Source organism: Celeribacter neptunius (assembly GCF_900113955.1).
Lineage (GTDB): Bacteria > Pseudomonadota > Alphaproteobacteria > Rhodobacterales > Rhodobacteraceae > Celeribacter > Celeribacter neptunius.
The window spans coordinates 62710-75953 of record NZ_FORH01000004.1 but is presented as its reverse complement, the minus strand read 5'-3'; the positions used below and the strand labels follow the sequence as shown (position 1 = coordinate 75953).

Genomic DNA, 13244 nt, shown 5'->3' with positions numbered 1-13244 from the left:
TCTAATCCAGCCCGAGACGGCTGAGATGCGCATCAATTGAACGCCAGTCGGGGATCTCGAGCCTGACTGGCAATGTGATCACCTTGGTGCGAAAGGCGCGGGGCAAACGCACCGCGTCTTTTTCTGTGGTCACGAGCTGGGCATCGAGCGCGAGGGCGTCGATTTCGAGCCGTGTCATCAGAGATGTCGACAGGGGCTGATGGTCCCGAAGCGCCTCGGCGCGCAACAGGTTTGCGCCGAGCCCGGTCAGGGTTTGAAAAAACTTTTCCGGATGTCCGATGCCGGCAAAGGCCAGGACGTTCTGACCGTCCCATTCGAACCCCATTTGCAGGGGTTTCAATTCTGCTTTCAGATGAGATATCGAGACTGATCCGCCCCAATTCGCTTCAAATCGCGCCTGCGCGCGAGCGTCCCCGATGGAGATCAGCACATCGCCACGTGCCATCCCCTTGGTCACAGGTTCACGCAACGGGCCGGCAGGGATAACGCAGCCGTTGCCGAAACCGCGCCAGGCATCCACGACCACCAGGGTCAGATCCTTTTGCACCGTGGGGTTCTGCATTCCGTCATCGAGGATGACGACATCCGCCCCGGAGGTTTCGGCCGCGCGTACCCCGGCGGCCCGATCCTTGGCCACCCAGACCGGACAAAAGGCGGCAACCAACAAGGGTTCATCGCCAACCTCACCGGCGCTGTGCTGGCCTTCCTCGACCCGAACCGGGCCTTCGAGCCGGCCACCATAGCCGCGCGAGACCACATGCGGGCGATGGCCCCGGGCCATGAGATGTTGCACCAGCGCGATGGTCGTGGGGGTCTTTCCGGTGCCGCCGGCATTGATATTGCCGACACAGATCACCGGGCATTGGGCGCGATATCCGCTTTGCGCGACCCGGCGGGCGGTGGCATGGGCGTAGAGCCGTGCAAGCGGCGACAACAGCCATGCCTGCCAGCCCGGAGCCGCTGCCGAATTGGACCAGAACAGTGGCGGTTTCATGCGTCCAGCCTTTCGCGCAGGTCGAGGAAATCCTGTACCAGATCGGCGACCCGATCGGTGACCTCGGCGCCGGTAGAGGAGATCTCCCAGGCGGAGCTGGCCATCAGAGCCGCCTGATCGGGCGCCATGAGCCGTCTGACCTCGTCACCGAGCTCATAGCCGTCGCGCACGTCCTGCGCGGCCTTGCCTGAGGTCAGGCGCGCATAGGCCGTGGCGTAGCTCTCAACATGGGGTCCATGCAGGATGGCCGATCCCATGGCTGCAGCCGGATAAGGATCGACGCCGCCAAAAGGGGCGATGGAACGACCGAGAAAGCTGATCGGCGCAATGCGATGCCAGAGCCCGTCCTGGCTGCGCTCATTGCCGCTCGGAGGCAGCAGCACGGCCTGTACGGATTCCGAAATCGGGCTGTCCTGACCCAGGACCATGACATCGATGCCTGCGCCCTCGAATTGTGCCCGCACGCTTTCCAGCGGGGCGTTGTCGCTCAGAGAAACGGCGAGCAACAGCCGGTGCGCGCGGCGAAGCGCGCGTTTATGGGCCCGGATCACGTCACCGACTTCGGCCGTGGCGATACGTGTGGCGAACCAGACAGGGCGGGTTTTGAGCTCTTCAAGGCGCCGGGAGAGCTCCTCTTCGTCGAGCGAAGGGGCGATACCGCCCTCTTCGAGAAAACCGAGTTTTTCGACCTGATCAGAGCCAAATCCCGCCCGATACCACATCATCGTGGTTTCCTCCCAGGCGGTGATCGCATGATCGAAACAATTCAGCACGGCGGAGCGCAAACCGGGCACAGGGATATGGGTGTCGAGCGTCGCGGGGCTTTTCGGGGCGTCGATGGAGATCGCGGGCAGGCCGCGTTCTTCAACTGCGCGCAACAGGGTCGGACGGAACCGGCCGCCGATCCAGATCAGCTCATCCGGGTCCCAGTGGGTCAGGAATCGTCGCACGATATTCGGATCGTCTTCCGGGGTGGCGGCGAGCAACCCGCCGTCGAGCGACAGCCCGGGAGGCAGCTCAACCCCGTGGCCCAGGGTGATGAGCCCGTTGAGATCGGGGCGGTCATCCCGAATGCGGCAAAACAATTCGCTCGCGGGACGCAGCGCGAAAGCGGTCGCCGCATGAAGCCAAAGAAGCGGTCCTTTCGGACGTTTCGGCAGGCCCTGGGCTAGACGCGCATTGCGCATCTCCTCCGTCACCTCGCCGGCTGTGACCAGACGGTCCAGCCGGTCGAGATGGCGACGCGCACTGCGTCGGGTCAGGCCGGAATAGAGCAGAAAAGGAAAGGGTCGGGCCATCTGGCCTCTACCTCATGCCCCAAGCTCTTCGGTCGGCGAGGCGTCTTGTTCCTCGTCGCGAAGGCGATGAAGATGGGCGATGAAATAGCGCATATGGGCATTGTCCACCGTGCGTTGCGCCTCGGCTTTCCAGGCGTTGTGCGCGCTTTCGTAATTGGGGAAAATCCCCACGATGTGAATGTCATCGACGTTACGGAACACGGTCTTGGACGGGTCGATGAGTTCGCCGCCAAACACGAGGTGCAATCTTTGTGCCATGAAATCTCTCCGGATGGTGTGGCTGCAACCTAATCCAATCGCGAGGGGGGTCAAGCGGCCAGCGGATGTTGTTTAATTCTTGGGCAATTTGCAGCAGATGTGCACGATTTTTTCAGATCAGCTGTTTTCCTTCGCACGCCCAGCGGTCATCATGGTTGCATGACGACGGACTACCAGCCACCCCAACGCCCGTCCGGGCCGCGCCTGATCGTATTCTCGGATCTCGACGGCACCTTGCTCGATCATGACAGCTATTCCTGGGCCGCAGCGGAGCCGGCCTTGGGGCGGATGAGAGCGCTGGGAATACCATTGATTCTGGCCAGTTCGAAAACCGCGGCGGAAATCGCCGAGCTGCGCGCCGAGATGGGCTTCGATCATGCGCCCGCGATCGTGGAAAACGGCGCGGGCGTTCTCGCGCCCGGCGCCGGTGCACTGAACGATCGGAGTGCGCATGAGAAGATCCGGGCGGCATTGGCGGAACTGCCCGCAGCGCTGCGTCAGGGTTTCACCGGCTTTTCCGATTGGTCGGTTGCCGAGGTGGCACAGCACACCGGGCTGTCCCCCGCGCAGGCTGAACTGGCGGCGCGTCGCCAGTTTTCCGAACCGGGCCTGTGGACGGGATCTGACGCGGGGCGCCGCGCTTTCGAAGCGGCTTTGCAGGCGAAAGGGATCGAGGCGCGTCAGGGCGGGCGCTATCTGACACTGTCCTTCGGGGCGACCAAGGCCGACAGGATGGCGGAAATCACCGCCGACTATAGGTCTCATCCGGTCACCATGGCGCTGGGCGATGCGCCGAACGATGTCGAAATGATTGCCATGGCCGACCATGGCGTTGTCGTCAGGAATTCACACGGTCCGGGTATCCCCGCACTGCCAGGGGAGAAGAGCGGGCGGATCACGCGGACGCAGAGACCGGGGCCGGAAGGCTGGCGCCTCGCGGTGCTGGAGCGCATCGCACAGGAATACGAAGAAGAGAAGGAAGGCTGAGAAATGGCTGATTTCCACCAAGGCGGGCATGTCGCGACGCTTCACAATCTGCGCATCAATGGTGAGGAGGATCTCAAGCGCGAGCTGAACGCCTTCTCGAGCAGTCGGAAAATCACCCTGATCCTGCCGTCCCTGTTTTCCGAGCTTGAGGGCGAGGCATTGCCCAACATCCTCGAAGAGTTGAACAAGGTGGATTTCATCCATCGCATCGTGATCGGGCTCGATCGCGCCACAGAAGAACAATACCGGCATGCGCTGAAGTTCTTCTCGGTGCTCAAAGCTGATCACGTGGTCTTGTGGAATGACGGTCCGCGCCTTCAAGCTGTAGATGCGCGGCTCAAAGAGCTCGATCTGTCGCCGTCAGAACCGGGCAAGGGTCGCAATGTCTGGTTCTGCATGGGCTACACGATTTCGCGTGCCGACAGCGCGGTGGTCGCCGTGCATGATTGCGATGTGGTGACCTATTCGGCGGAAATGCTGGCGCGTCTGGTCTATCCGGTGGCCAACCCGACCTTTCCCTATCAGATGTCCAAGGGCTTCTACCCGCGGGTCGCGGATGGCAAGCTCAATGGCCGGGTGACGCGGCTGCTGGTCTCGCCGATCATTCAGGCGCTGGCCAAGGTTCTGGGACCGCGCGACTATCTCGATTTCCTCGCCGATTTCCGTTACCCGCTCGCCGGCGAGTTTGCCATGCGCACCTCGATCCTGCCGGATATGCGTATTCCCTCGGATTGGGGGCTCGAGATCGGGCTTCTCTCCGAGGCCTGGCGTAACCTCAGCCCGCGTGCGGTCTGTCAGGTCGAAATTTCCGACCGTTACGATCACAAGCATCAGGACCTGAGCGAAGAAGACGCCAAGACCGGCCTGTCACGCATGTCGGTCGACATTTGCAAGGCGCTCTATCGCAAGCTCGCCGCCGATGGCACGGTGTTTTCCGAAGAGATCTTTCGCTCGATCAAGGCCACCTATTATCGCGGTGCGCTCGATCTCATCGAGACCTATTTCAACGATGCCCGGATGAACGGGCTGCATGTCGATCGCCATGCCGAGGAGAAAGCCGTCGAGCTCTTTGCCAATAACATCATCCTCGCGGGGTCTGTGTTCTTGGACAATCCGATGGAGACGCCTTTCATCCCGAACTGGTCGCGGGTGCATTCCGCCGACCCGGATATCATTGCCTCGATGACCCGGGCCGTGGCCGAGGATATGGCAGAATATAGCTAAGTTCAGCCGCTTTGGGGTCTATTTCAGGCGCGCGAGGATGCCATCGGCGAGATCGGGGCATCCCGCGACCAAGCCGTCAAGCTGCGGTGTCGGCTGATTGAATTGCGGCTTGCGCCCCTTGAGGTCGGTGACCTGCCCGCCGGCCTCGGAGAGGATCAGCGTGCCCGCCGCTACATCCCATTCCCAGGTCGCTCGGAAGGAAAACATCGCGTGATAGCGGCCTTGCGCCACCAGCGCGAGCCGATAGGCCAGCGAAGGGCGGAAATTGTGGATGAATTTCGGCGAACCACCCTTCCAATGCTCATCGCTCAGATGTTGCCGCGGCGCCAAGACGGTGGCGCCGTCGAGATCACAGCGATATTTGGCGCGCAAACTCTCTCCGTTCAGCTCCGCCCCACCGCCTTTGACGGCGGAAAACAGGCGATCCCGCAGCGGCAGGAAGACCACGGCGGCGATCACCTCGCCGTCTTCGGCGATGGCCAGTGAATGCGCCCAGTTCTGATCACCATGGATGAAGCTGCGGGTGCCGTCGATCGGATCGACGATAAAGACCCGATTCTTGCCCAAACGCTCCGATGTCGTGTCGAGCGTCTCCTCGGAGAGCCAACCATAATCGGGGCGTTCGGAGAGCAGATATTCGTGTAGCATCCGGTCGACGGCGAGATCGGCCTCGGTCACCGGGCCTTGCCCGCCGCCTTTGTCCCAGACCTGCGGATCTGCCTTCCAATAGGGCCGTGCAATCTCGCCGGCATTGCGCGCGGCCTCGATCAACAGTTCGAGATCGTCAGTCGCCTGCAAGTGTCATCCCTTCCACCAGCAAGGAAGGCACCACGCGGCTCAGATGCGGACGCGCGTCATTGGCCGGGATCAGCGTCATCAGCATTTCGCGCAGATTGCCTGCGATGGTGCATTCATTGACGGCATAGGCGATTTCGCCATTTTCGACCCAGAACCCGCTCGCCCCGCGCGAATAATCGCCGGTGGTCGGATTGATCGAGGAGCCGATCATCGAGGTCACCAGCAGACCGGTGCCCATCTCGCGGATCAGATCCTCGCGGCTTTTGCTGCCCTGGGTCAGGGCGATATTGCCGGCGCTCGGAGAGGGCGGCGACGAGACACCGCGCGAGGCATTGCCGGTGCTCTCGAGCCCCAGTTTCCGGGCCGTCGCAAGATCGAGCACCCAGCTTTTAAGTGCCCCGTTTTCGACGAGGGCGCGTTTTTGTGTCGCCAGCCCCTCGGCATCGAACAGCCGCGAGGCGGAGGTGCGCGCACGATGCGGATCCTCGATCACCGAAAGCGTCTCGGGCAGGACCATCTCGCCCATGGCATCGCGCAACCAGCTCGCGCCGCGGGAAATTGCCATGCCGTTGATCGCCGAGAGCAGATGCCCGATCAGCGAGGAGGACACGCGTTCATCATAGAGGACCGGGTAGGCGCCGGTCTTGGGTTTGCGCGGGTTCATCCGGGCCAGGGTCCGCTCGGCGGCGATGCGACCGATCTCTTCGGGCGACGGCAGGTCGGTGCCGAAAATCCGGCTTTCCCCGCAATAGTCCCGCTCCATCCCGGTGCCTTCGCCGGCAATCGCGACGGTGGAAATCATTCGGTCCGAACGGGCATACCCGCCGCTGAACCCGTTGGTGGCGGCGAGATGAATGCGACGACGGCCATAGGCGGCTGCTGCGGAATCGATCTGGGAAATGCCGTCGAAGGCCCCGGCAGCCGCTTCGGCGCGCAGGGCATCGTCCTTGAGCATGTCCGGCGAGGGTTCCTCGGAGGGATCGAAAAGCTCGAGCGCGCTGGTATCGGTTTGATCGGTGATCTGCGACGGGTCCGCCAATCCGGCCGTCGGGTCTTCGGGGGCGAGCTTGGCCATGGCGACGGCGCGTTCGGCCATGGTGGCGAGAGTTTCGGGGCGGGTGTCGGAGGCCGACACAGACGCCTGCCGTTTCCCGATCAGCACCCGCAGCCCGATGTCCACGCCTTCGGAACGTTCCGCCTGTTCCAGCGCGCCTTGCCGGACATTGATCGACAGCGAGGTGCCGTCGATCGCCAGTGCATCGGCGGCCTCGGCACCGGCCTTTTTCGCGGCATCGAGAAGCGCCTCGGTCAGCTCTGCTAGGTTCCGGGCCATGGTGCTCCTCCTAAATCGTCTTGGTCATCTCGCTGATGCAACTAGGCCGCCTGTCGCGAAAGCGCAAGCGGCCCGTGCTTCGTTCAGAACGGTAGCGGTTGCCCATTGGCCAGAATGCTGCCGTCCTCAAGCATTTCGATCTCGGAGACGAGTTCGCCGGGCGTGTCGCCCGGACGTGCGAACAAGCCGAGCATCATCTGTGCCGACATCGCCTGTTCCGGCGGCAGAATGCCGGTGGAGGAGAGCTTGTCGATGAGATCGGTCACGCCGATCAGGTCCAGGGACAGCGTGCCGGCGAAAGGCGGCAAACCGCCCGGCGTCGCGGGCTCTTTGTCGAGCACATATCCCGCGCCCTCGCCAGAGATCGAAGCGCCCGCCAGCGCCAGGTAGATCTCGGCGAGGTTCAGCGTCTTCAGGTCGATCGGCAGGTTTGTTTCACCGCCTTCGAGTGCGGAAAGCGCCTTGGCATCAAAGAGATCGATGCCGCTGGTCAATGTCCCGTTCAGCGACAGACGGAACGTGGCCGGGTCATGCGGCAATTGTCCGGTCGGATCGGCAATCATCCAGGCAATATCCGGCAGGCTCAGCGCCTCGAGACCGATCTTGCCCTCAAAGCTCTGAGGCGCATCCGAGGCGGCGAGCGGAAAGAGAAAGCCGGCGGAATAGCTCTTCAGGGTGATTTCCGCTGCGCCGCCAGGGATCTGTGCCCCGGCAAGGGTAAGGTTGATGTCATTGGCGGTGGCATCATATCCCACCGTGCCGCCATGGACGGAGATATCGAGGGTCGAGCCTCCCGTGTTCGCCTGAACATCCATGTTGCTCTCCGGGGTGTCGCCCAGGACTTTCAGGGACATGGCGCTGGTGCCAAGCCCCATCTGAATATCGAGATCGCTGTGGCCGAAGAGGGCTGCCAAAACATCCTCGCTCATCTGCGCCGACATGTTGACCGTCCCGGTCATGGCCAGATCATGGGCTTCGAAACCGATCTCGACGGTGCCGTCTTCGCCTTCGACCGGGTCGATGTCATAGATCAGAGAGCTGCCCTTGATATCCATCTCCGAGGCAAGGGCATCGTCTTCCTTCCGGAGCGAATAGGTGCCGGATACGCCGCTCAGCGTTGCGGTCAATCCGGGCTGCATCGTTTTGCCATCGATCACCATCGGCGCGGTCGACATCACCATCGAATTGCCATCCAGGGTGTAAAGCTGATCTTCCGCTGTACCGGAAATGACCACCTCGCCCTCATAGGAGATGCTCGACCGGGTTTCGAGTGTCTCATCCGGGAGTTCCGGATCGAGCGGAGCGGTCACGATCGTGGTCACGGGTTCGGTGAACCAAAGCGCCACGGTGCCCCCCGAGCGTTCCTGAAACCGAACCTCCGGCGCCGTCGAGACATTGGACATGCCGGGAGCGGGCATCTGCATCGAATAGATCATGTTGCGCACGACGAGCGTATCGCCATCACGGCTGACCTCGGCGGTGGGCGCCATGCCCATGCTCGACATCATGTCCTGATAGCTCTGCCAGGCCTCTTCGGGACTGATATCGGCATAGATGGGGGCCGCGGCAAGGCAGGTGGTGGTCAGCGCGACGGCTAAAAACTGGGAACGCATGAGAAATCTCCTCGGAAAATTTGCCGACACAGTTTCGTGCTTTCCGGCGAGGGTCAAGACTGGAACCTTTGGCATTCAACGCATAAGCTCTCGCAGGATGATGAGGGGCCAGGACAGGGAGCGCTATGATGCCGAAACTCAATGGGAAAACCGTGTTTATCACCGGGGCGAGCCGCGGTATCGGCGCGGCGAGTGCGCGTCTGTTTGCCGCGGAGGGCGCCAATGTGGCGCTGATCGCCCGCGGTGCGGAAGCGATCACCACACTTGCGAGCGAGATCGGTGACAAGGCCTTGGCTGTGCCCTGTGACATCTCCTCCTATGAAGCCATCGATGCGGCCGCGAGCGCCGTTGAGGCGCGGTTCGGGCAGATTGATATCCTGATCAACAATGCCGGTGTCATCGAACCGATCGCGCCCCTGTCCGGGGCCGATCCGGAGGCTTGGAGCAAGCTCATCGACATCAATGTCAAAGGCGTCTTCTACGCCATGCGCCGGATCGTTCCCAACATGGTCGAACGTGGTGCTGGCACGGTTCTGACGGTGTCTTCCGGCGCGGCGCATCGTGGCATCGAGGGCTGGAGTGCCTATTGCAGTTCGAAAGCCGGTGCGGCCATGCTCACCGAGATGCTCGATCTCGAAGAACGGGGGCATGGCATCCGCGCCATGGGCCTGTCTCCGGGAACGGTCGCCACCCAGATGCAACGCGAGATCAAGGCCTCCGGCGTGAATGCGGTGAGCCAGCTCGACTGGTCCGATCATATCCCGCCGGAATGGCCGGCCCGGGCCTTGCTCTGGATGTGCGGGGCTGAGGCAGACGCGCATCTGGGCGAGGAATTGCAACTGCGCGACGATGATCTGCGCCGCAAGATTGGATTGATCGAATGATTGAGCTGAGCCGCGATGGCGATCTCTGGACTGTGACCCTGAACCGGCCTGAAAAGGCCAATTCTCTCACCTCCGACATGCTGGCTCGATTGATCGAGATCGTCGACGAAGCTGCCGGGCAGGCCAAGGTGCTGGTGCTCACCGGGGCGGGAAAAGTGTTTTCCGCCGGCGCCGATCTCGATGAGGCGCGTGCCGGGCTCGCCACCTCGCCGCTCTGGGAGGAGCTCTCGGGTAAGATCGCTGCGCTGCCCTGTCTGACCATTGCCGCTTTGAACGGGACTCTGGCGGGGGGCGCGTTCGGCATGGCGCTGGCTTGCGACATGCGCATGGCCGATCCGGGGGCGAAATTCTTTTACCCGGTGATGGCACTGGGCTTCCTGCCGCAGCCTTCCGATCCGAAACGCATGGCGGCGCTGATCGGTACGGCGCGCGCGAAGATGATCCTGATGGCCGGGCAAAAGATTTTGACGCAAGATGCGCTGGATTGGGGTCTTGTTGACCGTCTCGTGCCAGCGGCCGAGCAGGCCGAGGCCGTGGCCTCTCTGGCCGAAGCGGCACTGGCTGCGAGCCCGGAACATATCGCCGGGATCAAGGCGCTGATCCACCCGTGAGTACAGAGATCGAAGCCATCGAAGTCCTGATCGTCGGTGCCGGACCTGCCGGGCTGATGGCGGCGGATATCCTGTCGGCAGCAGGTCATCACGTGGTGATTGCGGAGGCCAAACCTTCGCCGGCGCGGAAATTCCTGATGGCCGGGAAATCGGGTCTGAACCTGACGAAAAGCGAGCCGATGGAGCGATTCCTGGCCGCCTATGCACCGATCCCCGAGACCCTGCGCGATGCGCTGGAAGGCTTCGGGCCAGAGGAGGTGATTGCCTGGGCCGAGGCTTTGGGACAGGAGATGTTCACTGGCTCCTCCGGGCGGGTGTTTCCGAAAGCGATGAAAGCCTCGCCGCTCTTGCGCAACTGGCTGGCGCGCCTCTCGGCGCAAGGCGTCGAGCTGCGCCGCAATTGGCGGATGATCTCGGCTGACGCCACAATTGGCTTTGAAACCCCGAAGGGGGTGAAACAGCTCAAGCCACGTCTCACGATTTTTGCGCTCGGAGGGGCAAGTTGGGCCAGATTGGGGTCGAATGGTGACTGGGTGGAGCTGCTGTCTCCTCTGCTTGATGTGGCGCCTTTTGCGCCGTCCAATGTCGCCGTTTCGATCGATTGGTCGTCGCATATGACCCGGCATTTCGGGACACCGGTCAAAGGTATCCATGTGACCGCAGGGGCCTATGAGAGCCGGGGTGAATGCGTGATCTCGGCCCGTGGTCTTGAGGGCGGTGGCATCTATGCCGTGTCGCGCGGGCTGCGCGAGGGCGCACCCTTGCTGATCGACCTGCTGCCGGATTGGTCGGAAGGTCGAGTCAAACAGACCCTAATCCAGCGTAAATCGAAAGAAACCCTCAGTAAGTTTCTCAAACGCGCGTTCAGGCTGCCGCCGGAAAAGCTGGCGCTGTTGATGGAATTTGCAGGGCCACAGTCCAAGGATCTGGCACGGAGCCTCAAGGCGCTGGAGATCACGGGCGCGGAGCTGCGGCCGATGGACGAGGCGATTTCAACCGCCGGAGGGGTGCGTTTCGAGGCGCTGACCGGTGATCTCGAAGCCAAAGCCCGCCCGGGCTGGTTTTTCGCGGGCGAGATGCTCGATTGGGATGCGCCGACCGGTGGCTATCTGCTGACCGCCTGCCTCGCCACCGGACGCCTGGCCGCCGAGGGCGCGCTCAGATCCCTTGCGTGATTTGGGCCGCCACCTCGAAACTCTTCAGACGTTTCCCATGGTCATGAATGTTCGAGGCAAAGAGGATCTCATCGGGCTGATAGCGCTGGATTAGAGACTGAATCTTTGTTTCGATCATATCTTTCGTGCCGGTCGCGGAGACCTCGAAAATCGCTTCGAGCGCGGGCAGGAACCGCGCGGGCACGACGGTGGCAATATCTTCGACCGGCCGGGGCAATTTGCCGGGTTTGCCCATGCGCAGGTTGGCGAAGGTCTGCATCATCGAACTGCGCAGATAGATTGCCTCCTCTTCCGTCTCGCCGGCAAAGACATTGGTGGCGAGCATGAAATGCGGCTTGTCGAGATATTCGGAGGGGCGGAAGAGATCGCGGTAGATCTTCACCGCCTGATCCAAGGCCGCCGGCGCGAAATGCGAGGCAAAGGCATAGGGCAGGCCCAGAAGCGCTGCGAGTTCTGCGCCATAGGTCGAGGAACCGAGCATCCAGACCGGGACATGGGTGCCCGTGCCCGGAAAGGCCCGTACGGCGGCGTCCTCGGGCATGTCGCCGAGATAGGCCATGACCTCCTGCACATCCTGTGGGAAGGTCTCGCCATTGGCGTGCCCCGGTGTGAGATTGCGCCGGAGCGCGCGTGCGGTCGGCATATCGGTGCCCGGGGCACGACCGAGCCCGAGATCGATCCGGTCACCGTAGAGCTCGCGCAGCGTGCCGAAGGCCTCGGCCACCTGCAGCGGCGCGTGGTTCGGCAACATGATCCCGCCGGCACCGATCCGCATGGTTTTGGTGTGCCCGGCGATATGGCCGATCAACACGGCGGTTGCGGCGGAGGCGATGCCCGGCATGTTGTGATGTTCGGCCAGCCAATAGCGGGTAAAACCCCAGCCTTCGGCATGTTGCGCCAGATCGACGGAATGTTTCAGCGCATCGGCGGTCGAGACGCCCTCGGGCACGGGGGAGAGATCGAGAAGGGAATAGGGGATCATGTGCGGCTCCTTTCGATCCAATGTGGGTCGGATGAGCCGGAGGGCAATATGGCTTTTCGCTCAGCGGCGTTGCGCAAGCATGGCAAGGCGAATGAGCGCCCGTTCCATCACTGCCATGGCGGGCGCCTTCGAGGCAGAGCGCAGGGTCAGGTCGGTTTCGGTGAGAATGTCCAATGCGGTCTCGAGCTTGTACATGCCCCAATTCGAGGCCTGACGGGTCATCCGGTCGCGTCGCGGCCCAAAGATCGGTGGGCGCGCACGGGCGATGCCGGATGCGGCCCCGCCCGGATCGGAGGCGGCGGCATGCAGCGCACGGAAATGGCGCATGGTGAAAATCGACAGGGCGACCGGGTCGATGCCCTGTCCGGCGATTTTCAGCATCAGCGGGCCAAGCTCCTGGGCTTTGCCCTCGGCCACGGTGTTGAGCACATCGTCCACCTCGGCCTCGGTGGTGGCGGGGGCGCAGTTTTGAACATCCTCGCTCGACACGGGGGTGGCGTCGCCCAGTTTGTAGAGCGAGAGCTTTTCCAGCGTCTGGCGGAAATCGCCGGGGTCCAACACCCGCGACAGGGCTTCGATATCCGCCATGGCCTCGCGCGAGATATCCTTGATCCCGGCTTTCGCCAAAGTGGCTTCGATTTCGGCGCGCGAGGGCGGGTCGGCATAGATGGCGATGGCATAGGCCGAGGGATGGCCCTCGAACAGTTTGCGCAGTTTCGAGCTGGCCTTGAGCTGGCCGGCGGTGACGACGATCTGGGCATCGCCCGGCTGCCAGTCGAACAGCGCGTCCTTGACCAGCTCGCTGACCTGATCGGTGGCATCCTCGACAAAGGCGGCGCGTGGCCCCGGGAAGAAGCCTTGGGATTTGAGCGCGTCCATCAGGAGCGTCTTGTCCTTGCGCAGTTCGGCGCCGGAGATACGGGTCAGCCGCATTTCCTCTTCGCCCTGTTTGCCGATGAGCCCCTCGATCACCTCCTGACGCCTGAGTGCGATCCGCATCGCGTCGGGCCCATAGAGCAGTACGCCGGCCTTGCCCGGATCGGGTTTGGCGAAATAGGAAATGGCATCACGGGCGGCGAGTTTCATG

The 13244-nt window shown here is 62.6% G+C and carries 13 protein-coding genes; 5 read left to right on the top strand and 8 right to left on the bottom strand.

Translation table 11 applies throughout. The features are described 5' to 3' along the window. Position 1 precedes the first annotated feature (1 nt). From lpxK to BM151_RS11360, 3 genes are read right to left on the bottom strand one after another with little or no spacing between them, the layout of a single operon-like run. The gene (gene lpxK / locus BM151_RS11370; protein WP_090060840.1) at positions 2–994 is read right to left on the bottom strand and encodes a tetraacyldisaccharide 4'-kinase; all 993 of its coding nucleotides are present in this window, start codon (positions 992–994) and stop codon (positions 2–4) included. Continuing rightward, positions 991–2292 carry a 3-deoxy-D-manno-octulosonic acid transferase gene (locus BM151_RS11365; protein WP_090060839.1) on the bottom strand — a complete coding sequence of 434 codons (1302 nt, stop codon included), beginning with the start codon at positions 2290–2292 and terminating at the stop codon, positions 991–993. Before BM151_RS11365 ends, lpxK begins: the two co-directional genes overlap by 4 nt. A 12-nt stretch (positions 2293–2304) precedes the next feature. Beyond that, positions 2305–2550, bottom strand: coding sequence for a DUF4170 domain-containing protein (locus tag BM151_RS11360; RefSeq protein ID WP_090060838.1), 246 nt, complete (start codon positions 2548–2550; stop codon positions 2305–2307). Positions 2551–2709: 159 nt separating this feature from the next. Here BM151_RS11360 and BM151_RS11355 point away from each other — a divergent pair, with 159 nt between their 5' ends. Both BM151_RS11355 and BM151_RS11350 read left to right on the top strand, forming a co-directional pair. After that, a complete protein-coding gene (locus BM151_RS11355; RefSeq protein ID WP_090060837.1) occupies positions 2710–3537 on the top strand; it encodes an HAD-IIB family hydrolase in 828 nt (275 codons plus the stop codon). A gap of 3 nt (positions 3538–3540) precedes the next feature. After that, a complete protein-coding gene (locus tag BM151_RS11350) occupies positions 3541–4761 on the top strand; it encodes a glycosyltransferase family protein (RefSeq protein ID WP_090060836.1) in 1221 nt (406 codons plus the stop codon). A gap of 18 nt (positions 4762–4779) precedes the next feature. On the opposite strand, the gene BM151_RS11345 is transcribed toward BM151_RS11350, so the two are convergent. The 3 genes from BM151_RS11345 to BM151_RS11335 all read right to left on the bottom strand — a co-directional run bounded on the left by BM151_RS11345 (position 4780) and on the right by BM151_RS11335 (position 8505). Further along, positions 4780–5559 carry a 3'(2'),5'-bisphosphate nucleotidase CysQ gene (locus BM151_RS11345; protein ID WP_090060835.1) on the bottom strand — a complete coding sequence of 260 codons (780 nt, stop codon included), beginning with the start codon at positions 5557–5559 and terminating at the stop codon, positions 4780–4782. Continuing rightward, positions 5546–6892: a TldD/PmbA family protein gene (locus BM151_RS11340; protein ID WP_090060834.1), complete on the bottom strand. Its 1347-nt coding sequence runs from the start codon at positions 6890–6892 to the stop codon at positions 5546–5548. Before BM151_RS11340 ends, BM151_RS11345 begins: the two co-directional genes overlap by 14 nt. Positions 6893–6975: 83 nt before the next feature. Beyond that, positions 6976–8505, bottom strand: coding sequence for a hypothetical protein (locus BM151_RS11335; RefSeq protein ID WP_090060833.1), 1530 nt, complete (start codon positions 8503–8505; stop codon positions 6976–6978). 128 nt (positions 8506–8633) lie between these two features. On the opposite strand from BM151_RS11335, the gene BM151_RS11330 reads away from it, so the two are divergent. From BM151_RS11330 to BM151_RS11320, 3 genes are read left to right on the top strand one after another with little or no spacing between them, the layout of a single operon-like run. After that, positions 8634–9389 carry an SDR family oxidoreductase gene (locus BM151_RS11330; RefSeq protein WP_090061139.1) on the top strand — a complete coding sequence of 252 codons (756 nt, stop codon included), beginning with the start codon at positions 8634–8636 and terminating at the stop codon, positions 9387–9389. After that, positions 9386–10000, top strand: a complete 615-nt coding sequence (locus tag BM151_RS11325; protein WP_090060832.1) for an enoyl-CoA hydratase/isomerase family protein — start codon at positions 9386–9388, stop codon at positions 9998–10000. The genes BM151_RS11330 and BM151_RS11325 overlap by 4 nt, the downstream gene beginning before the upstream one ends. Continuing rightward, positions 9997–11175, top strand: a complete 1179-nt coding sequence (locus BM151_RS11320; RefSeq protein WP_281245307.1) for a TIGR03862 family flavoprotein — start codon at positions 9997–9999, stop codon at positions 11173–11175. Before BM151_RS11325 ends, BM151_RS11320 begins: the two co-directional genes overlap by 4 nt. Here the strand turns inward: BM151_RS11320 and BM151_RS11315 are convergent. Both BM151_RS11315 and holA read right to left on the bottom strand, forming a co-directional pair. Then, complete coding sequence (locus BM151_RS11315; RefSeq protein ID WP_090060831.1) at positions 11159–12157, bottom strand: LLM class flavin-dependent oxidoreductase; 999 nt, start codon at positions 12155–12157, stop codon at positions 11159–11161. The two genes, BM151_RS11320 and BM151_RS11315, sit on opposite strands and share 17 nt — an antisense overlap. Positions 12158–12217: 60 nt before the next feature. After that, positions 12218–13243 carry a DNA polymerase III subunit delta gene (holA, locus tag BM151_RS11310; RefSeq protein WP_090060830.1) on the bottom strand — a complete coding sequence of 342 codons (1026 nt, stop codon included), beginning with the start codon at positions 13241–13243 and terminating at the stop codon, positions 12218–12220. Position 13244: the final 1 nt, after the last annotated feature.

Bases quoted from the DNA above. Each gene is read 5' to 3' on its own strand.
- BM151_RS11315 (WP_090060831.1), bottom strand. From the start codon at position 12,157: ATGATCCCCTATTCCCTTCTCGATCTCTCCCCCGTGCCCGAGGGCGTC.
- BM151_RS11350 (WP_090060836.1), top strand. From the start codon at position 3,541: ATGGCTGATTTCCACCAAGGCGGGCATGTCGCGACGCTTCACAATCTG.
- BM151_RS11360 (WP_090060838.1), bottom strand. From the start codon at position 2,550: ATGGCACAAAGATTGCACCTCGTGTTTGGCGGCGAACTCATCGACCCG.
- holA (WP_090060830.1), bottom strand. From the start codon at position 13,243: ATGAAACTCGCCGCCCGTGATGCCATTTCCTATTTCGCCAAACCCGAT.
- BM151_RS11335 (WP_090060833.1), bottom strand. From the start codon at position 8,505: ATGCGTTCCCAGTTTTTAGCCGTCGCGCTGACCACCACCTGCCTTGCC.
- BM151_RS11325 (WP_090060832.1), top strand. From the start codon at position 9,386: ATGATTGAGCTGAGCCGCGATGGCGATCTCTGGACTGTGACCCTGAAC.
- BM151_RS11330 (WP_090061139.1), top strand. From the start codon at position 8,634: ATGCCGAAACTCAATGGGAAAACCGTGTTTATCACCGGGGCGAGCCGC.
- lpxK (WP_090060840.1), bottom strand. From the start codon at position 994: ATGAAACCGCCACTGTTCTGGTCCAATTCGGCAGCGGCTCCGGGCTGG.
- BM151_RS11355 (WP_090060837.1), top strand. From the start codon at position 2,710: ATGACGACGGACTACCAGCCACCCCAACGCCCGTCCGGGCCGCGCCTG.
- BM151_RS11340 (WP_090060834.1), bottom strand. From the start codon at position 6,892: ATGGCCCGGAACCTAGCAGAGCTGACCGAGGCGCTTCTCGATGCCGCG.
- BM151_RS11365 (WP_090060839.1), bottom strand. From the start codon at position 2,292: ATGGCCCGACCCTTTCCTTTTCTGCTCTATTCCGGCCTGACCCGACGC.